At 60.8% G+C, this 24,126-nt stretch carries 22 protein-coding genes; 6 read left to right on the top strand and 16 right to left on the bottom strand.

Features of this window, described 5'->3' with window-relative positions:
* Positions 1-30 precede the first annotated feature (30 nt).
* From AQS8620_RS09800 to ccoN, 5 genes are all read right to left on the bottom strand, one after another.
* Entirely contained in the window at positions 31-1,671 is a 1,641-nt protein-coding gene (locus AQS8620_RS09800; RefSeq protein ID WP_085836686.1) for a BCCT family transporter, read from the bottom strand.
* 515 nt (positions 1,672-2,186) lie between these two features.
* Entirely contained in the window at positions 2,187-3,053 is an 867-nt protein-coding gene (gene ccoP / locus AQS8620_RS09795; RefSeq protein ID WP_085836685.1) for a cytochrome-c oxidase, cbb3-type subunit III, read from the bottom strand.
* Positions 3,050-3,247 carry a cbb3-type cytochrome oxidase subunit 3 gene (locus AQS8620_RS09790; RefSeq protein ID WP_085836684.1) on the bottom strand — a complete coding sequence of 66 codons (198 nt, stop codon included), beginning with the start codon at positions 3,245-3,247 and terminating at the stop codon, positions 3,050-3,052. Before AQS8620_RS09790 ends, ccoP begins: the two co-directional genes overlap by 4 nt.
* Before the next feature lie 9 nt (positions 3,248-3,256).
* Complete coding sequence (gene ccoO / locus AQS8620_RS09785) at positions 3,257-3,982, bottom strand: cytochrome-c oxidase, cbb3-type subunit II (protein WP_085836683.1); 726 nt, start codon at positions 3,980-3,982, stop codon at positions 3,257-3,259.
* Between the two features lie 11 nt (positions 3,983-3,993).
* Positions 3,994-5,592 (bottom strand): cytochrome-c oxidase, cbb3-type subunit I, encoded by a 1,599-nt coding sequence (gene ccoN / locus AQS8620_RS09780; RefSeq protein WP_085836682.1) that lies wholly within the window; start codon positions 5,590-5,592, stop codon positions 3,994-3,996.
* Positions 5,593-5,888: 296 nt separating this feature from the next.
* On the opposite strand from ccoN, the gene AQS8620_RS09775 reads away from it, so the two are divergent.
* Positions 5,889-6,728 carry a universal stress protein gene (locus tag AQS8620_RS09775; RefSeq protein ID WP_085836890.1) on the top strand — a complete coding sequence of 280 codons (840 nt, stop codon included), beginning with the start codon at positions 5,889-5,891 and terminating at the stop codon, positions 6,726-6,728.
* Between the two features lie 30 nt (positions 6,729-6,758).
* On the opposite strand, the gene fnrL is transcribed toward AQS8620_RS09775, so the two are convergent.
* On the bottom strand, positions 6,759-7,499 hold the full coding sequence (gene fnrL, locus AQS8620_RS09770; protein WP_085836889.1) for a transcriptional regulator FnrL: 741 nt from the start codon (positions 7,497-7,499) through the stop codon (positions 6,759-6,761).
* Between the two features lie 100 nt (positions 7,500-7,599).
* Between fnrL and hemN the strand changes: the two genes are divergently transcribed.
* The gene (gene hemN, locus AQS8620_RS09765) at positions 7,600-8,952 is read left to right on the top strand and encodes an oxygen-independent coproporphyrinogen III oxidase (protein WP_085836681.1); all 1,353 of its coding nucleotides are present in this window, start codon (positions 7,600-7,602) and stop codon (positions 8,950-8,952) included.
* Between the two features lie 3 nt (positions 8,953-8,955).
* Here the strand turns inward: hemN and hemC are convergent, their stop codons facing one another.
* Entirely contained in the window at positions 8,956-9,900 is a 945-nt protein-coding gene (hemC, locus tag AQS8620_RS09760; RefSeq protein ID WP_085836680.1) for a hydroxymethylbilane synthase, read from the bottom strand.
* Positions 9,901-10,068: 168 nt separating this feature from the next.
* On the opposite strand from hemC, the gene hemE reads away from it, so the two are divergent.
* A complete protein-coding gene (gene hemE / locus AQS8620_RS09755) occupies positions 10,069-11,097 on the top strand; it encodes a uroporphyrinogen decarboxylase (protein ID WP_085836679.1) in 1,029 nt (342 codons plus the stop codon).
* Between the two features lie 21 nt (positions 11,098-11,118).
* Here hemE and hemF read toward each other — a convergent pair whose 3' ends face one another.
* Complete coding sequence (hemF, locus tag AQS8620_RS09750; RefSeq protein WP_085836678.1) at positions 11,119-12,024, bottom strand: oxygen-dependent coproporphyrinogen oxidase; 906 nt, start codon at positions 12,022-12,024, stop codon at positions 11,119-11,121.
* Between the two features lie 124 nt (positions 12,025-12,148).
* Between hemF and AQS8620_RS09745 the strand changes: the two genes are divergently transcribed.
* A complete protein-coding gene (locus AQS8620_RS09745; protein WP_143267496.1) occupies positions 12,149-12,532 on the top strand; it encodes a hypothetical protein in 384 nt (127 codons plus the stop codon).
* 1 nt (position 12,533) lies between these two features.
* On the opposite strand, the gene AQS8620_RS09740 is transcribed toward AQS8620_RS09745, so the two are convergent.
* The 3 genes from AQS8620_RS09740 to clpS are packed head-to-tail and all read right to left on the bottom strand — an operon-like array spanning position 12,534 to position 14,717.
* Positions 12,534-13,343, bottom strand: a complete 810-nt coding sequence (locus AQS8620_RS09740) for an SDR family NAD(P)-dependent oxidoreductase (protein WP_085836676.1) — start codon at positions 13,341-13,343, stop codon at positions 12,534-12,536.
* A 12-nt stretch (positions 13,344-13,355) separates the two neighbouring features.
* Entirely contained in the window at positions 13,356-14,342 is a 987-nt protein-coding gene (locus tag AQS8620_RS09735) for a class I SAM-dependent methyltransferase (protein WP_234990444.1), read from the bottom strand.
* 45 nt (positions 14,343-14,387) lie between these two features.
* Positions 14,388-14,717 carry an ATP-dependent Clp protease adapter ClpS gene (clpS, locus tag AQS8620_RS09730; protein WP_085836674.1) on the bottom strand — a complete coding sequence of 110 codons (330 nt, stop codon included), beginning with the start codon at positions 14,715-14,717 and terminating at the stop codon, positions 14,388-14,390.
* Positions 14,718-14,851: 134 nt separating this feature from the next.
* Between clpS and AQS8620_RS09725 the strand changes: the two genes are divergently transcribed.
* Positions 14,852-15,583: an HAD family hydrolase gene (locus AQS8620_RS09725; protein WP_085836673.1), complete on the top strand. Its 732-nt coding sequence runs from the start codon at positions 14,852-14,854 to the stop codon at positions 15,581-15,583.
* 333 nt (positions 15,584-15,916) lie between these two features.
* Positions 15,917-17,380 carry a D-alanyl-D-alanine carboxypeptidase family protein gene (locus AQS8620_RS09720; RefSeq protein WP_234990443.1) on the top strand — a complete coding sequence of 488 codons (1,464 nt, stop codon included), beginning with the start codon at positions 15,917-15,919 and terminating at the stop codon, positions 17,378-17,380.
* A gap of 73 nt (positions 17,381-17,453) precedes the next feature.
* Here the strand turns inward: AQS8620_RS09720 and AQS8620_RS09715 are convergent, their stop codons facing one another.
* The 5 genes from AQS8620_RS09715 to AQS8620_RS09695 form a co-directional block, all read right to left on the bottom strand.
* Positions 17,454-19,061, bottom strand: a complete 1,608-nt coding sequence (locus tag AQS8620_RS09715) for an ABC transporter ATP-binding protein (protein WP_085836672.1) — start codon at positions 19,059-19,061, stop codon at positions 17,454-17,456.
* Positions 19,058-20,164: an ABC transporter permease gene (locus AQS8620_RS09710; RefSeq protein ID WP_085836671.1), complete on the bottom strand. Its 1,107-nt coding sequence runs from the start codon at positions 20,162-20,164 to the stop codon at positions 19,058-19,060. The genes AQS8620_RS09715 and AQS8620_RS09710 overlap by 4 nt, the downstream gene beginning before the upstream one ends.
* Positions 20,161-21,273: a microcin C ABC transporter permease YejB gene (locus tag AQS8620_RS09705; RefSeq protein ID WP_085836670.1), complete on the bottom strand. Its 1,113-nt coding sequence runs from the start codon at positions 21,271-21,273 to the stop codon at positions 20,161-20,163. Before AQS8620_RS09705 ends, AQS8620_RS09710 begins: the two co-directional genes overlap by 4 nt.
* Positions 21,274-21,315: 42 nt before the next feature.
* A complete protein-coding gene (locus AQS8620_RS09700; protein WP_085836887.1) occupies positions 21,316-23,232 on the bottom strand; it encodes an extracellular solute-binding protein in 1,917 nt (638 codons plus the stop codon).
* 319 nt (positions 23,233-23,551) lie between these two features.
* Entirely contained in the window at positions 23,552-24,073 is a 522-nt protein-coding gene (locus tag AQS8620_RS09695) for a c-type cytochrome (RefSeq protein WP_085836669.1), read from the bottom strand.
* Positions 24,074-24,126 lie beyond the last annotated feature (53 nt).

The raw sequence follows: 24,126 nt of genomic DNA, 5'->3' as shown, positions 1-24,126 counted from the left end.
ACGCCTGTTGTCGTCGATGTCCAAGGCCGTTCAGCTGGCTTTGCGTTCGTCCATCAAGCCTTTGAAAATGGCGTAGCACATCACCAAAAGCACGATCGTGAACGGCAGGCCGGTGGAAATCACCATCGACTGAAGCGATTGCAAACCGCCTGCTGAGAGCAACAATGTCACCGCGACCGCGCCTTCGAACACGCACCAGAACACACGCTGGGGAACGGGGCTGTCGACTTTCCCGCCCGAGGTGATCGTGTCGATCACCAGCGAACCGGAATCCGAGGAGGTCACGAAGAACACGATGACCAGCACGATGCCGATCAGCGATGTAATCCCTGCCAAAGGCAAAACGTCGAGCATTTTGAACAACTTGAGTTCAAGAGCCGCCTCTTGCGCCGCCGTGTAGCCATCTTGGACCACCTGCTGGATCGCAACGCCGCCAAAGACCGACATCCACAACACGCAAACGATCGAGGGGATCAGCAGCACACAAATCAGGAATTCGCGCACCGAGCGGCCCCGGCTGACGCGGGCGATGAACATGCCGACGAAGGGCGACCAGCTGATCCACCAGGCCCAATAGAAGGCCGTCCAGCCCTGCATAAAGTTTGTGTCGTCGCGCCCCACGGGGTTCGACAATGCAGGCAGGTTCTTCACATAGGCGGCAAAGTAGTCGACAAAGCCGGTGAGGATTGCCAGTGTCGGCCCCGCAATAAGCACGAACAGCAGCAAAAGCGTCGCCAACCCCATGTTGATTTCCGACAGGATCTTGACCCCGCCATCAAGGCCACGCACGACCGAAAAGGTCGCCACAGCCGAAATGGCGGTGATCAACAGCACCTGCGTTGTCGCCCCCATCGGGATGCCGAACAATTCGTTCAGACCCGCATTGGCCTGGGTCGCGCCAAAGCCGAGCGATGTGGCAAGGCCGAAAAGCGTTGCAAAGACCGCCAGAATGTCGATGGCATGGCCCCACCAGCCCCAAACGCGTTCGCCCAGGATCGGGTAGAACGCCGAGCGGATAGTCAAAGGCAACCCTTTGTTATAGCTAAACAAAGCTAGCGCGAGCGCGACAACCGCATAGATTGCCCAAGGGTGCAGACCCCAGTGGAAAATCGTTGCCGCCATGCCGAGGCGAATTGCGGCCTGGGTGTCGCCTTCGGCCCCGCCAAGCGGCGCCCAATCGGTGCGCGCCCCGTTTTCCAGCGCGGTCCCTCCGATGGAGGACGAAAAATGCGACAGCGGTTCGGACACGCCATAGAACATCAAACCGATGCCCATGCCGGCCGCAAACAACATCGCAAACCAGCCTGTGTAGCTGTAATCGGGTGTTGCCTGCGCGCCGCCAAGACGGATACGCCCCAGCGGAGAGACGATCAACGCAAGGCAAAACAGCACGAAAATATTGGCCGCCCCGAGGAAAAACCAATCGAATTTCTGCGTCACCTCGGCAAAAAGCCATGAAAACACGCTCGACGCCTGATCGGGCAGCGCCAGCGTGAAGAACACGAAGGCCACAACCGCTAGTCCCGAAAACAGGAACACCGGATTGTGGATATCGAAGCCGAACGGTCCTATCGAGCTTTCGATATTGTCCTGTCCGATTTCGTAATTTGTGTCGATGACATCCGATGCGCCTTCTGGCGCGGGAATGCCGCTTGCGGAAGTATCCGTCATGAAACCTCGATTTCCAAGGTGTACGCAAAAGCAAAACGGGCCGGAATGCTTCCGGTCCGCGCGGCAGGACATACACCGTTACATTTCTAGCGAGCGCATCTGCGAGCCCGCATTTTTCGTACAGATTTATGCCTGCCTCGCCGAAGTGCGGCCCTCACCGGTTGCAGTGAAATGCCCCGAAGAACCACGGCAAAAACCGTGAGGCGATGCAGAGGACCAAATTCCGTACCGGCCCTGCGTTGGGTTCACTATAGGCGGATTTTCGCAAAATTCTACCCACAGCCTCGCGGTTTTGTGAAAGGGCACTGTTGCACCGCAGCAAGACCACGGGCCGCCCCATGGGTAAACACTTACTTCTAAACATAAAAAGAGCGGCGCACCAAAATATGCGCCGCTTTGGAGAAACAGGTGCACCAGCCCGAGACATCGTGAACACGGCCACTGACAGACCCATGGGCTGGTGCTCTTGCGCGCGAAACCTCCCCTGCGCGCAAGATTTGCTGGCGCGCGCGGCGCTATTCTCCGCCCCCTTGGGCGTGGACATAGGTGACAACGGCGTTCACTTCGGCGCTCGAAAGCCGCAGGCCCATGGCAGGCATGACCCCGAACCGCGCGTTGGTGACGCTATCGGTCAGGGTGACGGCATCGCCGCCATACAGCCAGATCGCATCCGTCAGGTCCGGCGCGCCAAACGCGCGCATCCCCGTGCCATCCGCGCCGTGACACGCCGTGCAGTTGTCCTCAAAGACCGCCGCCCCCGCGCGCGCGAGACCGGCATCAAAGTCCTGCCCCGATATCTGCAGAACATAGTTCACAACCTGCGCGATCTGCGCATCCTCCAGAATCCCGTCCGCGCCGAATTTGGGCATTTGCGAATAGCGCGCATCGGCGTCATCGGTGTTTCGCACGCCGTGGGTCACACTGTACTGGATATCGGCAAGGGTGCCGCCCCAGAGCCAGTCATCGTCAAGCAGGTTGGGATAGCCCACATTGCCCGCCGCCCCGGCGCCGTGACACTGTGCGCAGTTGTTGAGGAACACCGAATGCCCCGCGTTCAGCGCGTAGGTGTAGAGGTCGCTACCGGGCGTGATTTCGGTCAGATCCGCCGCTGCCAGGGCGCTGTCGATGCTGGCATTCAGCGCCTCGAACCGCGCGATATCCCCGGCCACTTCGCCGCGCGTCGAAAAGCCTAAGAACCCCGCACTTGCGCCGCGAAGACCGGGCCATGCAGGATAGGCCAGCGCGTAAATAAACGCCCAGACGATGGTGACGTACAGCGTGTACAGCCACCATTTCGGCAAAGGATTGTTGAGTTCCTCAATGCCATCCCAGCTGTGGCCGGTGGTTTCGACCTCTTGGTTTTGCGGTGATTTTCTCGTCATTTCTGCACCTCCTCGGGCGACGTTGCGCGATCGGCCGCAGGGGCGTCTTCGTGGCGGAACGGCGTGCCTGCCGCCTCGGCATGGGACGCGCCGCTACCGGGGCGAAAGACCCAAAGGCTGGCCGCCGTAAAGAACACGAACATGGCCAAAAGCACCCAGCTGTCCGCAATTTCGCGAAAGATATGATAGGTCATAGCGGCCCCCTAGCGGCTGGCATCGGGCGTGAAGGTCGAAAAATCGACCAGCGTTCCGAGCATCTGGAGATAGGCGATCAGCGCATCCATTTCTGAAATCCCCGGTTCCATATCAAAGTTGCGCACCTGTGCTTTGGGGTAGCGGGCAACCATGTCTTCCCAGTCGCCGTAGGGGTCGATCTGGACGTTGAAATCGGCAACCGCGTTTTCGATCATTTCATCCGTATAGGGCACGCCCACCGCGCGGTGCGCGCCAAGCAGGTCCCTGATGTAGGTGGGTTTGATGATGGTTTCGGTCAGATAGCCGTATTTGGGCATCACCGATTCCGGCACCACCGATTGCGGATCGCTCATGTGATCGACATGCCACTCGTCCGAGTAGCGCCCCCCAACCCGCGCAAGATCCGGTCCCGTGCGTTTGGACCCCCATTGAAACGGGTGGTCATACTGGCTTTCGGCGGCAAGGCTGTAGTTGCCGTAGCGCTCCACCTCGTCGCGCATGGGGCGGATCATCTGGCTGTGGCAGTTGTAGCAGCCCTCGCGGATGTAGATTTCGCGCCCCGTCAGTTCGAGCGGCGAATAGGGCCGCATCCCCTCGACATCCTCGATGGTGTTTTCAAGGTAGAACAGTGGCGCGATTTCCACGATCCCGCCGATGGAGACCACCAAAAGCGAGGCGACCAGCATCAGCGTGGCGTTCTTTTCGAGCATGGCGTGTCTGGACAAAAATGACATGCGATCCCTCCTTATTGTGCCGCTGCCATCACCGGCGTCTCTGCTTTTACAGGCGCACGGCGGATGGTCATCAGCAGGTTGAAGCCCATGATCAGCGCGCCGGTGAGGTACAACAAACCTCCGGTTGCGCGGACCACATACATCGGGAATTTGGCACCAACGGTGTCGGCAAAGCTGTTCACAAGGAAGCCCTGCGGGTCGACTTCGCGCCACATCAGCCCTTCCATGATTCCGGTCACCCACATCGACGCCGCGTAGAGAACGATCCCGATGGTGGCGAGCCAGAAGTGCAGGTCCACCAGTCGCAGCGAATACAACCGATCCTTGTTCCACAGGCGCGGCGTGAGGAAATAGAGCACCCCGAAGGTGATCATCCCGTTCCAGCCCAGCGCGCCGGAGTGGACATGACCGATGGTCCAGTCGGTGTAATGGGACAGCGCGTTGACGGCGCGGATCGACATCATCGGGCCTTCAAAGGTCGACATGCCGTAAAAGCCGATGGAGATGACCATCATGCGGATGATGGGATCGGTGCGCAGCTTGTCCCACGCGCCCGAAAGCGTCATCAGCCCGTTGATCATGCCGCCCCAGCTTGGCATCCAGAGCACGATCGAGAACACCATTCCCAGCGTCGAGGCCCAATCGGGCAAAGCCGTGTAGTGCAGGTGGTGCGGCCCCGCCCAGATATACAGAAAGATCAGCGCCCAGAAGTGGATGATCGACAGTTTGTACGAATAGACCGGGCGTTCGGCCTGTTTGGGAACGAAGTAATACATCATGCCCAGAAAGCCTGCGGTGAGGAAAAAGCCGACCGCGTTATGGCCGTACCACCACTGGGTCATCGCGTCCTGCACGCCCGAAAACAACTGCACCGAGCGCGAGCCGAAAATCGACACCGGCAGCACGAGGTTGTTGACGATGTGCAACATGGCGATGGTCACGATAAAGGCGAGGTAAAACCAGTTCGCCACATAGATGTGCTTTTCCTTGCGGATCAGGATGGTGCCGAGGAACACGGCCAGATAGGCGACCCAAACGATGGTAAGCCAGATATCGACGTACCATTCGGGTTCGGCGTATTCCTTGCCCTGGGTGACGCCCATCAGATAGCCGGTCGCGGCCAGAACGATGAACAGGTTGTAGCCCCAGAACACGAACCACGCGAGGTTGCCGCCCCAAAGCCGCGCCGCGGATGTGCGCTGCACGACGTAAAAGGAGGATGCAATCAAGGCATTGCCGCCAAAGGCAAAAATCACCGCAGATGTGTGCAGGGGACGCAAACGGCCAAAGTTTCCATAGCCCTGTAGCGCGGCGAAATTGAGCGCGGGAAAGGCCAGTTGCAAGGCAATCACCAGCCCCACAAGGAAGCCGACGATGCCCCAGACAGTCGTCGCGACAACGCCAAAGCGGATGACCCCGTCCTGATACCCCGTGTCACGGGGTTTGGCCGGCTCGCCCGTGGCGCGCAGCACATACACAAAGGTGACAGCCGCCGCGAGCATCACAATGAACGCATGGACCTGATAGGCAAAGTCCCTGCCGTAATTCGAGGCCATCGCCGCCAGCAATGTGATCAGCGCCAGCCCCCCCAGTTTAACAGTATTCCACATAGTTTAGCGTCCCTTCGTCTCCTCTGTGCGCCGATACCGCGCGCAGGTCGCAGGACACGATATCGGTCCCGATGCGTGGCTGAGGGTGTGACGGTTTCGCCCGCGCTGCTCTTTGATCTGTGTCAATCGGCTGCGGTTTTCTTGCGTTGCGCCCTGTGCTGCAGCTTGTGCAGGGGCGGTTTGTTCAGGGGCGGTTTGTTCAGGGGCGGTGCGATGGCGGGGTTGATCAGGATCAAGGCACGCGCCCTTCGCCCCGCCTAGCCTTCGCTCATCGCCACAACCGCAGGGAGGCTGCCATGGCTTACAAGACCCTCACCACCATCATTTGCGATCCCGAGCAGGATCAGCATGCCCTTGGCGCGGCCATCGCGCTGGCGCGCCGCTTCGAGGCGCATCTTGACGTGCTGTGCCTTGGAATCGACCGCACCCAGCCGGGGACATTTTATGCCGGTGCCAATGCGATGATCTTGCAAAACACGCTGCAACAGGCCCGCGCAGAGGCGCTCGACATCGAAGCCGCAATGCGCGCGCAACTGGAGAAAAGCGATATTTCATGGGCGACCGTTGCGATCACCACGCAGATCGCGGGGCTGACATCCCAACTCGCCCATGCCTTGCGGTTTTGCGATCTGACCGTGCTGGCGCGCCCCTATGGGGCCGGGCGCGGGCATGAGCACGAGCAAATTCTGGAAGCCGCGCTCTTTGCCGGAAAAATTCCGGTGCTGGTGATCCCCGAAGGCGTGGACCTGCCCGACAGCTTTGCGCGCATCACCGTGGCATGGAATGAAAGCAGCGAGGCGATGACGGCCATTCGCGCCGCCCTTCCGGTTTTAAGCTGTGCGACCAATGTCGATATCACCCTGATCGACCCGCCCCAACATAGCCCCGACCGCTCCGATCCGGGCGGTGCGCTGAGCCAGATGCTGGCGCGCCACGGCGTCTGCGTCGAGGTGTCGGTGCTGGCAAAAACCATGCCACGGGTGTCGGATGTCTTGAGCCGCCACCTGCGCGACAGCGCCGCCGATTTGCTGGTCATGGGGGCCTATGGCCATTCGCGGTTTCGCGAATCCATTCTGGGCGGCGCGACGCGCCACATGTTGGAAACCGCCACAGGGCCCGTGCTTATGGCGCATTGATCACAGCGCCAGCAACACCGCAAAGCCGGATCAGGCGAAGACGCCACCATCCACGTCATCGCCTGTTTCCGCCACCAAGGCGTCGAAATCGGGGATGACGATCCGCCGCTTGCCGTCCAGCACGATCACCCCGTCCCGTTTAAGGGCCGAAACCTGCCGCGACACGGTTTCAAGCGTCAGGCCCAGATAGTCGGCCATGGCTTCGCGGGTCAGCGGGAGGTCAAAGGACATATCGTCCTGCCCCCGCTCCGGTGCCAGCGAGGCCTCACGCCGCGCGATGATCGCCAACAGCGAGGCGATTTTTTCGCGCGCGGTTTTGCGCCCCAGAACCAGCATCCATTCGCGCGCCGCATCCAGTTCATCCAGCGTCATTTCCAGCAGGCGCTGCGCCAGATGCGGGGTCGCCCCCATCATCGTCTCGAAGGGTTTGCGCCGAAAGCAACACAGCGTGGTGTTGGTCACGGCGACCACGTCATAGGGGGCCGCCGCACGTCCCGGACGGCCCAGAAAATCGGACGGCAGCAAAAGACCCACCATCTGCGTGCGCCCGTCTTCCATCGCCTGGCTCAGAGAGGCCACGCCCGTCACCACCGAGCCGACAAAATCCATGCGATCCCCCGACCAGACGATGGGCTGGCCCGCCTCGAAGCTGCGGTAGTATTTCATCGCTTCCAGCGTGGCCAGTTCGTCGGTCTCGCAGCGCGCACAGACCGCTCGGTGCTGGATCGGACAGGTGCCGCAGTCTTTTGCATTGAAACCAAGGTCAGTCATACCGCATCCATCCTGCGCAACGGGGTATCGCCCCGTCAAATCCGCGCCAGCTTGATCCACGTCAAAGTGCACGCCCGCGCCTGCGCTAAAACCTATCCCCATGACCAAACATATTCAACTCCGCAGCCTCGGCCTGTTTGACGCACGCGTGCCGCGCTACACAAGCTACCCCACGGCCAACCATTTCAGCGCCGGTTTCAAGCCGGAGCGTTTTGCCGACTGGCTTGGCGCGCTCGACCCCGCGGTGCCGGTGTCGCTTTATGTGCATGTGCCGTTCTGCCGCCGTTTGTGCTGGTTTTGCGCCTGTCGCACGCAGGGCACCACCACCCTAAGCCCCGTTGCCGCCTATGTTGACACCCTCAAGGCCGAACTGGCGCTGGTGGCACGTCATTTGCCAAAGGGGCTGCAGCTGGGGCAGATGCATTGGGGGGGCGGGACGCCGACCCTGTTGGACGCGGGGATGATCGGCGATCTTGCGCAGGCGGTGGCGCAGGTGCTGCCCTTTGCCAAAGACGCGGAATTTTCCGTCGAGATCGACCCCAACGAAATCGACGATGCGCGGCTTGACGCCTTGGCGCAGGCGGGGATGACCCGTGCCTCCATCGGGGTGCAGGATTTCGACCCCGCCATCCAGTCCACGATCGGGCGCGCCCAAAGCTACACTGTCACGGCGCAGGCGGTCGAGGGGCTGCGCGCGCGTGGCGTGCGCTCGCTCAATGCCGATATCCTCTACGGTCTGCCCGAACAGACGCCTGCGAAAATGAGCGACAGCGTGCAAAAACTGCTGTCTCTCGCGCCCGATCGTGTGGCCTTGTTCGGCTATGCCCATGTGCCGTGGATGGCGCGCCGCCAGACCATGATCCCCACCGACAGGCTGCCCGACCCCGAGCAGCGGCTGGCGCTGTTTGACACCGCGCGCGATCTGTTCGTCGCAGCGGGCTATGTCGAGATCGGCATCGACCATTTTGCCCGCCCTCAGGACAGTCTTGCCAAGGCCCAACGGGGCGGCCGGCTGCGGCGCAATTTTCAGGGGTACACCAGTGATGACTGCCCGACGCTGATCGGGCTTGGCGCCTCGTCGATTTCGCGCTTTGCCCAAGGATTTGCGCAAAATGCCCCCGCCACCTCGGCCTATACCCAAGCGATCCGCGCAGGCCGTCTGGCCAGCCACAAAGGTCATGGTTTCGCCGGTGATGACCTGCTGCGCGCGCGGCTGATCGAGGCATTGATGTGTGATTTCAACGTGCGGCTGGGGGATCTGGACCCGCTCGGGGTGACGGCTGAACAATGGCAGGGCTGGTGTGCCACCGCCACCGCCGCCTTCCCCGAGATGCTTGATGTCAGTGCGCGCCACATGGCCATTTTGCCGCACGCCCGCCCGCTCACGCGGATGATTGCCCGCCATTTTGACGCCTACGACGTGAAGGCGGCGGGGCATTCCAGCGCGGTTTAGGCGCTACGTCCAGTCGAAAAAGCCCGGCCCCGCGCGGGCCAAAAGCCCCCGCGCCAGGGCATGGCCCAGCGCCGCGGCGTCTTCGAGCGGCGCGGTTTGCACATCGCTCAGCGCCTCGGAGCCATCGGTGCGCAGGATTTCGCCCGACAGGCGGATGGTACCGCCCTCCAGCACCGCGAGCCCCGCAATCGGTGTCTGGCACGACCCGTCGAGCGCCGCCAGAAAGGCGCGTTCTGCGGCAAGACGCTGACCGGTTTGCACGTGGTGGATCGCCGCAAGCATTTCGCCCATCCGCGCATCCGACGCGCGGCGTTCGATCCCGATGGCCCCCTGCGCCACGGCGGGAAGCATCTCGGTGACCTCGATCGGGGTGCAGGGCACATCGTCGCGCCCCAGACGGTTCAGACCGGCCATCGCCAGAAAGGTCGCCTGGGCCACGTTGTCGGTCAGCTTGCGCAGGCGGGTCTGAACGTTGCCGCGAAATTCCACGACCTGCAAATCGGGGCGCTTGTTCAAAAGCTGCGCTTTGCGGCGCAGGCTGGAGGTGCCCACCACACTGCCCGCCGCCAGATCCGCCAGCTTGCCGCCCGAAAGCTGCACGAAAGCGTCGCGCGGGTCTTCGCGTGGCAAATAGCAGTCCAGCGTCAGCCCCTCAGGCTGGTCAACCGGCATGTCCTTCATCGAATGCACGGCAATGTCGATGGCCCCCGACAACAGGTCGTCCTCGATCTCGCGGGTAAACAGCCCCTTGCCGCCCAATTCCTTCAGCGGGCGATCCGTCACGCGGTCGCCTTGGGTGGAAATAACGACGATTTCAAAGGCCTCGACCGGCAGGGCAAAGGCCGTCATCAGCCGCTCGCGGGTTTCATGCGCCTGCGCCAGCGCAAGCGGCGAGCCACGGGTTCCGATCTTGAGCGTCTGGGCGGGGGTGGGAAGCGCGAAAGTCATGGCCAAAGCCTTAGCCGTGCGGGGGCAAGCTGACAAGCTGCGCGCGGGCGAAAAACCCTGCGTCACCCTGTCCTGCGACGTTTTTTTCAAGCCTTTCGCCCCCCTGTCTGCCTTGACTTATCATGCGCAGCGCTAGACCTAGGTGACGACAGTTTGAAGGGGACGACCATGACGCAAAAAACCATCCTCAAGGCGCTCGCGGGCGAAACGCAGGCCGTGCCGCCGATCTGGATGATGCGTCAGGCGGGGCGCTACCTGCCCGAATATCGTGCCACCCGCGCGCAGGCCGGCGACTTTTTGAAACTGTGTTACAATCCCGACCTCGCCGCAGAAGTGACCCTGCAACCGATCCGCCGCTTCGGGTTTGACGCCGCCATTCTGTTTGCCGATATCTTGCTCGTCCCCCAAGCGCTGGGGGCGGATCTTTGGTTTGTGACCGGCGAAGGGCCGCGCCTCTCGACGATCACCACGGCGGATGATTTTGCCAAACTGGGCGGCAAGGATGATATCCACGACACGCTTGGGCCAGTGTATGAAACCGTGCGGATTCTTGCGCGCGAATTGCCCCGCGAGACGACGCTGATCGGCTTTGCCGGTGCGCCCTGGACCGTGGCGACCTATATGATCGCCGGTCGTGGCACCCCCGATCAGGGCCCTGCCCATGCGCTCAGAATGGGCAATGTGGCGGTGTTTGACGCGCTGATCGACCGTATCACCGAGGCCACGATCGAATATCTCGATATGCAGGTTCAAGCGGGCGCGGAGGTGGTCAAAATCTTTGACAGCTGGGCAGGCTCGCTCAAGGGCGAGGCATTTGAAAAATACGCGGTCGCGCCTGCGGCCAAAATCACCGCCGAATTGAAGCGGCGTCATCCCGGCCTGCCGATCATCGGGTTCCCGCGCGAAGCGGGCGAGGGCTATATCGGCTTTCACGCCAAAACCGGTGTCGATTGCGTGGCGCTGGACAATTCGATCACCCCCGAATGGGGCGCGGCCAACGTGCAAAAGGACGGCTGCGTGCAAGGTAACCTGGCCTCGTCGCATATGGTTACGGGGGGGCAGGCGCTGGTGGACGAAGTGCTGCATGTGCGCGCGGCCTTTTCGAAGGGCGCGCATATTTTCAACCTTGGTCACGGGATTACGCCCGATGCCGATCCCGACAACGTCGCCCTGATGATCGAGGCGCTGCGCGCTTAGGCGCAGCGCCTCACGCGCCGCTCACACCCATTTGGCCATCGGCGGTAGGCTCATCAGAACCGCATTGGCGTCATGGCCGGTTTCCAGCCCGAATTTCGTGCCCCGATCATACACAAGGTTGTATTCGGCATAGAGGCCGCGGTGCACAAGCTGGGCGTCCTTGTCGGCGGCGTCCCACGGGGTGTCGCGCCGGGTTTGCGTCACGCCGGTAAAAGCGGGCAAAAAGGCGCGCCCGACATCTTGGGTAAAGGCGAAATCGGCCTCCCAGTCCCCTGTGCAATGGTCGTCGTAAAAAATCCCCCCGACCCCACGGGCGCGGCCACGATGGGGAATGAAAAAATACTCGTCCGCCCATGCCTTGAACCGCGGGTAGTAATCGGGCGAATGCCGGTCGCAATGGGCCTTTTGCACGGCGTGAAACGCGGCGGTGTCCGCGTCGTATTCGATGCAGGGGTTCAAATCGGACCCGCCCCCGAACCACCACGCATGGGGTGTCCAGAACATGCGGGTGTTCATATGCACCGCCGGCGTGTGGGGGTTTTGCATATGCGCCACAAGGCTGATGCCGGCGGCCCAGAACCGCGGGTCATCCTTCATTCCGGGCAGACCCTTACGCGCGGCCATCGCGTTTTGCGCGCGCGCGCCCAATGTGCCGTAAACGGTAGAAATATTGACGCCGACTTTTTCAAACACCCGTCCGCCGCGCATCACGCTCATCAGACCGCCCCCCGCATCCGATCCGTCATCCGCGGTGCGCTTGGTCGGCGTGACGTCGAAGCGGCCCGCGGGCTGGTCGGCAAAGGGGCCACGCGTCTGCGTGTCCTCCAGCCCCTCGAACGTCGCAACGATATCGTCGCGCAGCGTGCGAAACCACGCAGAGGCGCGGGCTTTTTCAGCCTCCATCGGGGCGGGATTTGGTGTGGTCATCGGGGTCTCCAGCCATGACAAGCAATTGCGCGTGAGGTAGCAGGTTTCCGCCTTGGGCGCCAACGGCGCTTTTGTCGCGGCAAAACTGCGCTATGATCATGCAAACCCTATCCGGAGTGATCCAATGCGTTCCATCCTCTTTGCCGCCCTGCCCGCTGCTCTGGCCCTGTCAGCCTGCACGCAACAAGATATTTGCATCAACGGGGCCACGCGCGATTTGCGGGTGGTCAATTCCCTGACCGCGCAGGTGCAGCGCAATCTGGATCGCGGCTATGCCATGGAAGAATATACCGAACGCACGTTTGATCGCGAACGCTGCGGCACCAACAAAGAGGGCAAGCCCGTTTATTGCACCGTGCCGAGCGAAATCACCCGCGAGCGTCCGGTCGCGATTGATCTGGCCGCCGAGGCACAGAAACTTGCCTCTCTGCAAGCCAAGCAAAAGCAACTGAGCGCCCGCGCGGCGCAAACGGTCGCCAGCTGCAAAGCCCAATTTCCCGAAAGCTGAGTCAGTGGAAGGGTGAGGGCACGCTATCGACCAGCGTGCGCCCGCCATCGACGGTGATCACCTGACCGGTCATGAAACCGGAGGCCTCGCTGGCCAGGAAATGCACCGCTTCGGCGACTTCACTGGCGGATGCGATCCGCGCAAGCGGCGTGTGGTTGATGATTTGCTCGCGGTACTCGGGCTGCTCGACCAGAAACCGTTGCAAGGAGGCGCTCATCACCGATCCGGTGGACACGGCGTTGACGCGGATGCCGTGCGGTGCCAGGGCCAGCGCCATCGAGCGCGTCATCTGATCCACCGCGGCGGCACTGATCGAAAAGCCCGTCAACTCTGCTAGCGTGCGCTGGTTGGCAATCGTCGTGAGGTTGACGATGGAGCCGACATTGCCCTCGCGGCCCTCTTTTTCGGCGGCTTTGATCATCCATTTGGACACGTGCTGGATCACGCGCAGCGAGGTCATCAGGTTTTGCTCAAGCAGGGTTTCCACCCCGTCCGTTTCGGCGCAAAGCGGGTCGCCGTAGCTGACCTGCCGCGAGGCGTTTACCAGAATATCGACCCGCTCGAAGGCGTCGATTGTCGCGGACATCAGGTTGGTCACCGTCAGTTTCTTGCGCAGGTCTCCGGCGTAAAAGCGGATGTTGCTGCCCTCGTCGCGCGCCTCTTCGCCCATGGCCTCGATCAAAGCGGCCTCGTCGATATCGGCGCACATGACATTGGCACCGGCCTCGGCCAGATGGCGGGCGATCGCAAGGCCGATGCCATTGCCGGCACCGGTGACAATCGCGGTTTTTCCAGCGATAGAAAAGCTCATGGCAGGCTCCGATTAAGCGGTTTGGGAGGGGCGTGTGTTTGGGCGTGCGGCAAAGAGCACTTTGAACCCCTTGGAGGTTTCCACTTCACGAACGTCGCGAAACAGGTCGGCCAAAGTGGTTTCATAGGGCAATTGCCGGTTTGCGACCAGCCATAATTGCCCGTTGGGCTTGAGCATCCCGGCCCCTGCACGAATAAAGGCCTGACCGAGCGCCGGATCGGCCGCACGGCTGGTGTGAAACGGCGGGTTCATCACCACCGCGTCCAGTTTTTCAGGCGGCCTCCACCCTGTGGCGTCTGCCCAGTGAAACTGCGCGCGCGGGTCGGTGACATTGCGGCGTGCACAGGCAAGCGCGGCCTGTTCGGCTTCGACAAGATGCAGAGTTTTGACACCGGCGCGCGTCAGAATGTGGCGCGACAGATATCCCCAGCCCGCCCCGAGATCACCAACCGTCCCGGCCAGTTTCTCCGGCAAGGCGTCGACCAGGAGCCGGCTCGCAACGTCGATCCCGTCGGCGGAAAAAATCCCCGCGCGGGTGACAAACCCGTCAGCGACCTGTTTGTCTGCAGGCAACGCCCAATCCGCAAGCGCGTCACCGATCTGCGCGGTCGTGATCCCCAAAGCCTTGCCGTGGGATTTGGACAGGATCGGGCCAATTGCCCCTTCCCCCAGCCGCTTGCGCAGATCACGTGACAGGCTGTCGATCCCATCGGTCTTTTGCCCGTCCACGACAACGAAATCCGCGCAGGCCACGGCATCGTGGATCATCGCGCGCGTCAACAGTTTCGAGCGATCTGCAAAAACGACGGCCGTGCGATAGCGCCCTGACGGGGCGGTGACCGTCCAGCCACGCGCCTCCAGCGCCGCGATCGCGGGGATAAACCCGTGCACCACATCGCAGCGCTCGGGCAAGAGCCCCGCCAGATCCGCGTCGGGAGACGGGCGGAACACAACGCAACGATCAGGCGTGTCGCCGGCGGCGGGCTGTGCGTCGAGCACTTGGGAGAGGCGTGTTGCGCACATGGCAATCGGCGGGCGAGCGCCCTATTCCTTTTCCATGGTGCATTGCAGCGGATGCTGGTGACGGCGCGCAAAATCCATCACTTGGGTCACTTTCGTTTCGGCGATTTCATAGGCGAAAACCCCCACGACAGCCAATCCCTTTTTGTGGACGGTCAGCATGATCTCGATCGCCTGGGCATGGGTGATGCCGAAAAACCGTTCCAAAACGGTGACGACAAATTCCATTGGCGTGTAGTCATCATTGAGCAGCATCACCTTGTACATCGGTGGCCGCTTGGTTTTCGGACGGGTTTCGAGAATGACCCCGAGGTCACCATCGTCGTCACGCGTCGAGCGCTTGTCCGACATCATGCGAGGCAAGTCGTGCAAGAGAGGCTCCAGAATTCTGTTCGTTCGTGAGTGAACTGCACTATATAAGGGCTCTCCCGAAAGAGAAAAGGGGGTGCTGTGCAATCCCGCGCCAAGGTTTAACCGATGACGAAAAAATGTCTGTAAAAAAGAACATATCCCCCCTGACCACCATCGCTTTTGATGCGGACGATACGCTTTGGGAAAACGAACAGTTCTTTCGCCTCACCCAGGATCGATTCGCTGCCTTGCTGGCGGATCACAGCGACCCCGACCACCTCGGCGAACGCCTGTTGGCGGCCGAGCGGCGCAACCTGGGGCACTACGGATTCGGTGTGAAGGGGTTCGTGCTTTCAATGATCGAAACCGCCATCGAAGTGACCGAACAAAGAGTCCCCGCCGCTGTCATTGCCGAACTGATCGCCATGGGTCAGGAGATGCTTGCCCATCCCATCCACCTGCTGGACGGGGCTGATGCGATCACCCGTGCGCTCGCCAAGGACTACCACCTGCTGCTGATCACCAAGGGGGACCTGCTGGATCAGGAACGCAAACTGGCGCAATCGGGGCTTGGGGACCGTTTTGACGGCGTCGAAATCGTTTCGGATAAAACGCCCCGCGTCTACGCCGACCTTTTCGCGCGGCGCGGACTGGACCCCGCGCGCACCCTCATGCTGGGCAATTCGATGAAATCCGATGTGGTCGCGCCGATTGACGCGGGGGCTTGGGGCGTCTTTGTCCCCCATGGCACGCCCTGGGCGCTGGAAGTGGCGCAAGCCCCCACCCATCACCCCCGCTTTCGTCACATCGACAGTCTGCGCGACCTTCCGCTTGTTCTTGACGAAATTTCAACTGCGCAGTCTCGTTAAACAAGCGTCCTTCGACATGGCGATCACACATGTAGATGAATGGCAAATTCCCACCACTACATGCGGCGTTGCACATGGGTCGCAGGATAATTTTCCCAATAATTTTCGTAGTTTCCAGCCCGAAAAACCCGTGTTAGCCTGTCCGGTATAAATGCTGGGCGACAATGATCCGGCAAATCGAGGCAGATGAATATGGCAAGCAGCGCGACAGCGTTTGGACGGCTTTTGGGCCGTCTTGGACGACGCATTTTTCCTTCAAATCTACTTGGATTGGGCGCTGGTCTGATTCTCTGCGCCCTTCCGATCGCTTTGCAGGCGGGTGAATTTGCCTCGATGGTGATGGATGCACGCAGCGGGCAGATCTATCAGGAAGAAAACGCCGATGCGCGGGTGCACCCTGCCTCGCTGACCAAAATGATGACGCTCTACATTGTGTTTGAAGCCGTCGAACATGGCGAGTTGTCGCTTGATCAGGAGGTCACCATCAGCGCCAATGCCGCCAAGGAACCCCCGTCGAAATTGGGCCTGAGCGCGGGTCAAAAGATCAAGCTGCGCTATCTTGTGCGCGCCGCTGCGGTGAAGTCGGCAAATGACGCCGCCACCGCTTTGGGCGAGGCCGTTTCAGGGTCCGAAAGCGCCTTTGCCGAGCGGATGAACCGCACCGCCAAACTGCTGGGCATGACCCGCACCACGTTCAAAAACGCCCACGGCCTGACCCGCGAAGGACATCTGTCCACCGCGCGCGACATGACCAACCTCGGGCGCCACCTGTTCTATGATTTCCCCGAATACTACAACCTTTTCAGCCGCTTGACGGCGGATGCCGGTGTGCGTCAGGTCGGCCACTCCAACGCGCGGTTCCTGTCGAATTACGCCGGCGCGGATGGCATTAAAACCGGCTATACCTCGGCAGCCGGTTGGAACCTTGTCGCATCGGCACAGCGCGGCAACGAACGGATCATCACCACCGTGATGGGTGGTCGCTCCTCGGCGGCGCGCAACGCGAAAGTGGCGGAACTGATGGATTTCGGCTTTCGTAAAGCCCCCTCGAATGTGGCGGTGAACAAGCCGGCGCGCCCGCCCTACATGGGCCGTGGCACCAGCGCGACCAACGAGATGTTGCTTGCCGGAGCCGCCTCGAAAACGATTCGCATGAACCTGACCGTCGCCGCAAGCCCGATCCCGCAACCGCGTCCCGGCCGTGCCCCGGAGATAGCCCCAGAGCAAGAAGAAATCCTCGTCGCCATGTCGAGCGACATTCTGGTCGCCGTACAGGCCGCTCAGGCGCAGGTCGCCGCCGAAGCCGCCGCCGCCAATGCCCAAGCCGCCGCCTCAGCCGCCGCGCAGCTTGCACAGGCCCAAGAAGCCGCCAAGGCCCAAGCCATTGAAGAGGCGCTGGAAAACACAACAACCGCGCGCATCACCAGCATCTCGCCGACCCCGCGACCCGAGCGCATCGAATTGGCGGCTGTTCAACAGATCACCGCCGAAACCGGCACGCAGGTTGCGGCGATCGACCCGAGCGGCCCCGAAGTGGTGACGCGCATGTCCACCTCGGGCGGGCGCGAATGGGGCATCAAGATCGGCACCTACAACACCCAGTTTGCCGCTGAAAAAGAACTGCTGACGGTGGCTTTGCGCGAAATGAACACGCTTTCGGGCGCCCTGCGCAAGGTGACGCGCGGCAACCGTGGCTGGGAGGCCAATTTCGTTGGCCTCACGCAGGAGAGTGCCGATCTTGCCTGTCGCAAACTGGTTGCGCGCGGCTCGGATTGCGCGCAATTCGGCCCCAGCTAAGCAGGAGCCAACCAAACGAAAACGGGCGCAGCGGATCACTCCCTGCGCCCGTTTTCGTTTCAGAACAAGGTGGTTAGACCCCTGCCCCCTCCATTTCCTTCAGATCAAATGCAGCCGCCATCAGCGCGCGCGTATAGGCGGTTTTGGGGGCATCGAATATCTCGTCCGCGCTGCCGGCCTCCACGACATCGCCGCGCTTCATTACCATCACCTTATGGCTCAGCGCGCGCACGACACGCAGGTCATGCGAAATGAACAAATACGCCAGCTTGTGTTTCATCTGCAAAGAGCGCAGCAAATCGACGATCTGCACCTGCACTGTCATATCGAGCGCAGAGGTGGGTTCATCCAGCACCACCAGACGCGGACGCAGGATCATCGCGCGGGCAATGGCGATGCGCTGGCGTTGCCCGCCGGAAAATTCGTGGGGATAGCGGGTCATGGTCGCGGGATCGAGGCCGACCTCGCGCATGATGTCGCTCACGGCCTCATGGGGCGAGGCGTGCTCGCCCAAACCATGCACGCCAAGCCCCTCGGCGATGATCTGTTCGACCGTCATGCGCGGCGAGAGCGAGCCATAGGGATCCTGAAACACGATCTGCATGTCGCGGCGCAGCGGGCGCATCTGGGCAGAGGTCCAGCCCTGCACATCCTGCCCCAGAAACACGATCGGCCCGTCGGAGGCGATCAGGCGCATCGTGGCCAGCGCCAGCGTGGTCTTGCCCGATCCCGATTCGCCTACGATCCCGACCGTTTCGCCCGCACGCACACTGAAAGACGCCGCGTTGACGGCCTTAACATGCCCCGTGACGCGTTTGAGCAGCCCCGTCTGGATCGGAAACCAGATCCGCAGGTCCCGCGCCTCGATGATCGCTTGTGCATCGTTGGGCACAGGTGCCGGGCGCCCTACCGATTCGGCTTCCAGCAGGATGCGGGTATAGGGGTGCTGGGGATTGTCGAAAATTTCCGCCGTGGGACCCGTTTCGACGATTTCCCCGTCCTTCATCACGCAGACACGGTCGGCAATTTTGCGCACGATCCCGAGGTCATGGGTGATGAACAACATCGACATGCCTTCGGCCCGCTTGATGTCAGCCAAAAGGCTGAGAATCTGCGCCTGAATGGTCACATCAAGCGCGGTTGTCGGCTCGTCCGCGATCAACAAATCCGGCCCGTTGGCCAGCGCCATCGCGATCATCACCCGCTGCCGCTGCCCGCCCGACAACTGGTGCGGATAGGCGCCAAGACGGCTTTGCGCGTCGTTGATTCCAACTTTTTCCAGCAGATCAAGGATGCGCGCCCGCGCCTTTGCCCCCGACAGTCCCTGGTGGATCAACAGGCTTTCGGACAGTTGTTTTTCAAGCGTATGCAAGGGGTTGAGCGACGTCATCGGCTCTTGGAAAATGAAACTGATGTCATTTCCGCGCACGCGGCGCAGGTCCTTTTCGGACGCGCCGACCATCTGCACGCCCTCATAGGTGATCGAGCCGTCCAGCACCGCGTTGTCGGACAAAAGATTGACCGTGGAGAGGGCGGTGACCGATTTTCCCGATCCGCTTTCCCCCACCAGCGCGACGGTTTCGCCCTTGTTGACGTGAAAGGACACGCCTTTGACAGCCGGATGCAGCTGCCCGTCCTGACGAAAAGACACACGCAGATTTTGGACGTCTAGAACTTTCATTGGAACGTCTTTCTCGGATCGAACGCATCGCGCACGCCCTCAAAAATGAAGACGAGAAGCGAAAGCATGATCGCGTAGGTGAAAAAGGCTGTGAAACCAAGCCAGGGCGCTTGCAGGTTTTGTTTTGCCTGAAGGGTCAGCTCCCCCAGCGAGGGATAACTTGACGGCAGGCCATAGCCGAGAAAATCGAGCGAGGCGAGCGTGCCGATCGTGCCGGTGACAATGAATGGCAGAATGGTCAGCGTGGCCACCATCGCGTTTGGCAACATGTGGCGGAACATGATCACGCGGTTCGACACGCCCAATGCCCGCGCGGCGCGCACATATTCAAAGTTGCGCGCGCGCAGGAACTCTGCCCGCACAACCCCCACCAGCGCCGGCCAGCCGAACAGGATCGTGATAAACACCAACAGCCAGAAACTTCGCCCCAGAATGGCAAAGAGAATGATGATGACATAAAGCGACGGCATTGCGCCCCAGATTTCCAGAAAGCGTTGAAATCCAAGATCGACCCAGCCGCCAAAAAAGCCCTGAACCGCACCGACAATCACCCCGACGATGGAGGTGACGACCGAGACCACCAACGTGAAGAAAATCGACAGCCGGAAACCGTAAATCACCCGCGCCAGCACGTCGCGTTTCGTGTCATCCGTTCCAAGCCAGTTCTGTGCCGTCGGGGCGGAGGGCGCCGCACCGGGACCGTCGACGGGCGTGCGGAAACTATAGGGAATGGGCGGCCACAGCATCCAACCCTTTTCGATTTTCTCGCCGTTCACCTCGCCGTCCGCCGCATCATCATAGAGCCCTTGCGGATCGTCAAAGCAGTCTTCCATCCCGCCGGTGCGCACCAGACATTTCACCTCGATGTAGCGATAGACCGCTTCGGTGCGAAAATCCCCGCCGAATTCGGTTTCGGGGTAAAAGTTGAAAATCGGCGTGTAGTAGCTGCCGCGATAGTTCACGAGGATCGGTTTGTCGTTGGCGATGAATTCCGCAAAAAGCGACAGGATGAACAGGGTGCCAAAGATCACCAGCGACCAATAGGCCCGCTTGTTGGCTTTGAAATTGCGCCAGCGGCGTTGGTTAAGGGGAGACAGGATCATGAGGCGCGTTTCTCGAAATCAATGCGGGGATCGACGAAAACATACATCAGGTCGGACACGATCCCGATGAGCAGGCCGATGAGACCAAAGAAGAACAGCGTGCCGAAGATCACCGGATAATCGCGCTGCACCGCGGCCTCGAACCCCATGCGGCCCAGCCCGTCGAGCGAGAAAATCGTCTCGATGATCAGCGAGGAGCCAAAGAAGACCGACAGGAACAGGGCGGGAAATCCGGCGATCACGATCAGCATCGCGTTGCGAAAGACATGCCCGTAAAGCACGCGGCTCTCCGAGAGGCCCTTGGCCTTGGCGGTGGTCACATATTGCTTGCGGATTTCATCGAGAAAGCTGTTTTTGGTCAGCAGCGTAAGGGTGGCAAAACTCGAAATCAGCGAGGCCAGCACTGGCAGCGTGATGTGCCACAGGTAATCGGCGATCTTGCCAAAGAACGACAGCTGGTCAAAGTCGTTGGAGGTAAGGCCGCGCAGCGGGAACCACTGCAAATAGGACCCGCCCGCGAACATGATCAAGAGCATGATCGCAAAGAGAAACCCCGGAATCGCATAGGCCACGATGATCAGGGCCGAGGTCCAGGTGTCGAATTTGGAGCCGTCGCGCACGGCTTTGCGAATGCCAAGCGGGATCGAGATCGCATAGGCGATCAGCGTGGACCACAAGCCCAGCGTGATCGACACAGGCAGTTTTTCCCAGACCAGATCGAGCACGCCAACCGAGCGGAAATAGCTTTCGCCAAAATCAAACCGCGCATAGTCCCACATCATCGTCAAAAAGCGTTCCAGCGGCGGCTTGTCAAAGCCGAATTGCGCTTCGAGTTCCTTGATGAACTCGGGCGGCAAGCCGCGCGCGCCGATATATTGCGAGGTGGAGGCCCCGCCCCCCAGCGCATCATCCATGGAGGACAGGCTGTCGCCCTGCATATCGCCGGAGTTGTTAAAGGAGGAAAACGCGTCCCCCTCCCCCTGCATTTTGGCCAGCACCTGTTCGATCGGGCCACCGGGGACGAATTGGGTCAGCGTGAAGTTGATGATCATAATGCCCAGCAGGGTGGGAATGATCAGCAACAACCGCCGCAGGATATAGGCACCCATAGGGGAGGCTCTCCGCTTGGTCAGGGTTTGTTGTGGCGCGCGTTAGCGAATGGCACCCGCGGCTTTCAACTCGGCCGCTTTATCCGCGTTGTACCACCAGAAATCGAGATACCCCAGCGCATAGGGCGGCATTTGCGCCTCGGGCGGATGTTCGAACATGGCGTAATAGGCGACGAGGAATTTATTGTTAAACCACGTTGGAACAATGAAAAATTCATACCGCATCACCCGATCCAGCGCACGCACACCTGCCGCCATCTCGTCATAGGTCTGCGCCTGGATAATCGTGTCGATGATTTTGTCGGTCGCGGGCGACGCAAACCCCGAGGGGTTGAAAATATCCTCAGTGCCGGAGCTGCCATAGCGTTGCATCAGCCCCGTGCCTTCCTCAAGCCCGTTGTTATAGCCGTCGATGATCATGTCGTAATCGAAGTTTTGGGTGCGCGCCTGATATTGGTTGGGGTCAACGCGCGTATATTTCGCGTTCACGCCAAGCGCTTTGAGGTTTTCGATATAGGGGTTGATGATCCGGTCATACCCTTGATAGCCCGACAGAAATTCCAGATCAAAGGTCATGCCATCGGCATTGCGCAACATCCCTGTATCGTCGGGTTCATAGCCAGCCTCGGCAAATAGCGCCAAGGCCTTGCGCAGGTTCCCCCGATCCAGCGCACGATCGCCCGAACTATGGGGCATGCGCACTTCCTCGGTGAAAATTGCCTCTGGCAAATCGTCCTTCACGCTTTCAAGGATTTCCAACTCGCGCCCCTGGGGAAGGCCAACGGCCTTGAGTTCGGGGTTTTCCCAAAAGCTTTCGCGCTGTGCAAAGAGGCCGTATTGCAGGTTATCGTTGGTCCAGCTGAAATTATACATCAACGCAATGGCGTCGCGGATGCGCGGGTCGTCGAATTTATCCTCGCGGATGTTGAAAACAAAGCCGGTGGCAGGCGGCAAAGACCCGTCCGCCAGCTCTTCCTTGATCACATCCCCCCGATCAAGCGCGGGAAAGTCATAGGCCGTCGCCCAGTTCAGCGAGGAATTTTCCTGACGGAAGGTGATATCCCCCGCTTTGAACGCCTCGAACGCCGCCGAGGTATCGGCAAAATACTCGACGCGGATCGTGTCGAAATTCTCCGTGCCGACCTTGAGCGGCTGGGTGATCCCCCAATAATCGGGGTTACGGCGGTATTCGATCCACTCGCCCGGTTTGTAGTCGCCCAGCATGTAGGGGCCGGTGCCAAGCGGCACATTATAGCTGGCCTCGTCAAGGCGCGTGCCGGTTTCTTCGAACCAGGCCTTGGAAAACACCGGCGTATTGCCCGCTTGAGAAATCAAGGCCTTGCGCGGGACATCGGGGTTGAAATCATAGCGCACGGTCAGCGGGCCGGTCGCCTCGACCTTGTCAACGCGCTTGGACACCGCCTCGCGAAACGATGGTGTCGCCTGTTCAAGCAGCAGATTGAACGAAAAGGCCACATCCTCGGCCGTCATCGGGGTGCCGTCGGAAAAGGTAACGTCGTCGCGCAGATGGAAAATCACGTAGTCCTGATTTTGCGGATATTCGATCGTGGTGCAGAGCAGGCAATATTGCCCCGACACATCATCCGCCGTGCCAACCATCAAGGTCTCGGATGTGATCGACGACAGCGCCCCCGGCGTGCCGGACAGGGTCGCATAGGGCATCAGGCTGTCAAAGGTGCCATTGGCAGAAATCGTGATGGTGCCGCCCTTGGGTGCCTCGGGATTCACGTAGTCCAGATGCGCGAAGGGCGCATCGTATTTGACCTCCCCCCATGTCGAAAAATAGCTTGAGGTGATCAGGGTCTCGCCCTCTGCCGCAGCCTCGGGCGTCTCGGCCTCCGCCGCCTCTTGGGCCAGCGCGGGCCACGCCAGACCGCCCCCCGCTAGCGTGCCCAAAAGCAGGGCGTTCAGGGTCAGGCGACGGGACAGATGGATCATGGGGCCTCCGGTATCGGCATCGGCACGCGCCGCAAGGTACGGTCGGGTGCCATGATGCGGGCAATTGCGCTTTTTCACAGAGTGCGGCGAAAATCCGCTCCTGCCAATGGCGAACTGCACCTCATGCGTTCACGAGAGGGAGAATGGCCTGTGATTTGCGCAGCGCCCATTGCAGAACTTGGCGTGCAGAACTCGGGCGTGAAGTATTCAGACGGGCGAACATGGGCGGTTCCTTTGGGCGCGTTCCACAAAAAAGGCCCCCGCGCCAAAGCACGGGAGCCTCTTGAAACGCGGGTGCGCCGCAGCACCCCCAATGGCCTTAATTGGGCATCGTCGCGAGATAGGCGATGATGTTGGCGCGATCTTCCACTTTGGGAAGGCCGGCAAAACCCATTTTCGTGCCCGGTGCGTAGCCTTTGGGGCTTGCCAGGAATTCCGACAGATGCTCGGGTGTCCAGGCGTTGTCGAGACCGGCCAGCGCGTCGGAATAGGCAAAGCCGTCCAAGGACGCGACCTGACGATCCACAACACCGTCAAGGTGCGGACCGGTCGAATTGGTGCCGTCCAGCTTGTGGCAGGCTTTACATTTGTTGAAGACTTTCGCGCCCGCATCCGCATCCGCCATCGCGTAGACGTCGGCAAAGGGGATCGCTTCTTCTTCGCTTTCGCCACCGGCGTCCGCGACTTCAATCGCATAGGCCTGAGCAACCTCGTTTTCACCGTGCGAGCCCGAGGGTCCGACGTGGTAGATGGTTTCTGCCACCCAGTTGCCAAGCAGGAAGATCAGAAAGGTGCCGCAAAGGCCACCGACGACCTTCGTCAGAGTCATAGTGTTGAACATGTCGCGTCCCGTTCGATGCAGGTTTCGGCGTTATCTACATGCTTCCCTCACAT

Origin of the sequence: Aquimixticola soesokkakensis (assembly GCF_900172375.1) — a bacterium.
GTDB lineage: Bacteria > Pseudomonadota > Alphaproteobacteria > Rhodobacterales > Rhodobacteraceae > Aquimixticola > Aquimixticola soesokkakensis.
Note: the sequence above shows the minus strand (reverse complement) of the source record. Positions and strands in the feature narration are given on the sequence as shown.

Coding starts and splice junctions, on each gene's coding strand:
- hemE (WP_085836679.1), top strand. CDS start 10,069: ATGACGCAAAAAACCATCCTCAAGGCGCTCGCGGGCGAAACGCAGGCC.
- fnrL (WP_085836889.1), bottom strand. CDS start 7,499: ATGACTGACCTTGGTTTCAATGCAAAAGACTGCGGCACCTGTCCGATC.
- AQS8620_RS09725 (WP_085836673.1), top strand. CDS start 14,852: ATGTCTGTAAAAAAGAACATATCCCCCCTGACCACCATCGCTTTTGAT.
- AQS8620_RS09710 (WP_085836671.1), bottom strand. CDS start 20,164: ATGATCCTGTCTCCCCTTAACCAACGCCGCTGGCGCAATTTCAAAGCC.
- AQS8620_RS09720 (WP_234990443.1), top strand. CDS start 15,917: ATGGTGATGGATGCACGCAGCGGGCAGATCTATCAGGAAGAAAACGCC.
- ccoP (WP_085836685.1), bottom strand. CDS start 3,053: ATGACGAGAAAATCACCGCAAAACCAAGAGGTCGAAACCACCGGCCAC.
- ccoO (WP_085836683.1), bottom strand. CDS start 3,982: ATGTCATTTTTGTCCAGACACGCCATGCTCGAAAAGAACGCCACGCTG.
- AQS8620_RS09745 (WP_143267496.1), top strand. CDS start 12,149: ATGCGTTCCATCCTCTTTGCCGCCCTGCCCGCTGCTCTGGCCCTGTCA.
- AQS8620_RS09800 (WP_085836686.1), bottom strand. CDS start 1,671: ATGACGGATACTTCCGCAAGCGGCATTCCCGCGCCAGAAGGCGCATCG.
- AQS8620_RS09775 (WP_085836890.1), top strand. CDS start 5,889: ATGGCTTACAAGACCCTCACCACCATCATTTGCGATCCCGAGCAGGAT.
- AQS8620_RS09740 (WP_085836676.1), bottom strand. CDS start 13,343: ATGAGCTTTTCTATCGCTGGAAAAACCGCGATTGTCACCGGTGCCGGC.
- AQS8620_RS09715 (WP_085836672.1), bottom strand. CDS start 19,061: ATGAAAGTTCTAGACGTCCAAAATCTGCGTGTGTCTTTTCGTCAGGAC.
- hemC (WP_085836680.1), bottom strand. CDS start 9,900: ATGACTTTCGCGCTTCCCACCCCCGCCCAGACGCTCAAGATCGGAACC.
- hemN (WP_085836681.1), top strand. CDS start 7,600: ATGACCAAACATATTCAACTCCGCAGCCTCGGCCTGTTTGACGCACGC.
- hemF (WP_085836678.1), bottom strand. CDS start 12,024: ATGACCACACCAAATCCCGCCCCGATGGAGGCTGAAAAAGCCCGCGCC.
- AQS8620_RS09790 (WP_085836684.1), bottom strand. CDS start 3,247: ATGACCTATCATATCTTTCGCGAAATTGCGGACAGCTGGGTGCTTTTG.
- clpS (WP_085836674.1), bottom strand. CDS start 14,717: ATGATGTCGGACAAGCGCTCGACGCGTGACGACGATGGTGACCTCGGG.
- AQS8620_RS09705 (WP_085836670.1), bottom strand. CDS start 21,273: ATGGGTGCCTATATCCTGCGGCGGTTGTTGCTGATCATTCCCACCCTG.
- ccoN (WP_085836682.1), bottom strand. CDS start 5,592: ATGTGGAATACTGTTAAACTGGGGGGGCTGGCGCTGATCACATTGCTG.
- AQS8620_RS09700 (WP_085836887.1), bottom strand. CDS start 23,232: ATGATCCATCTGTCCCGTCGCCTGACCCTGAACGCCCTGCTTTTGGGC.
- AQS8620_RS09695 (WP_085836669.1), bottom strand. CDS start 24,073: ATGTTCAACACTATGACTCTGACGAAGGTCGTCGGTGGCCTTTGCGGC.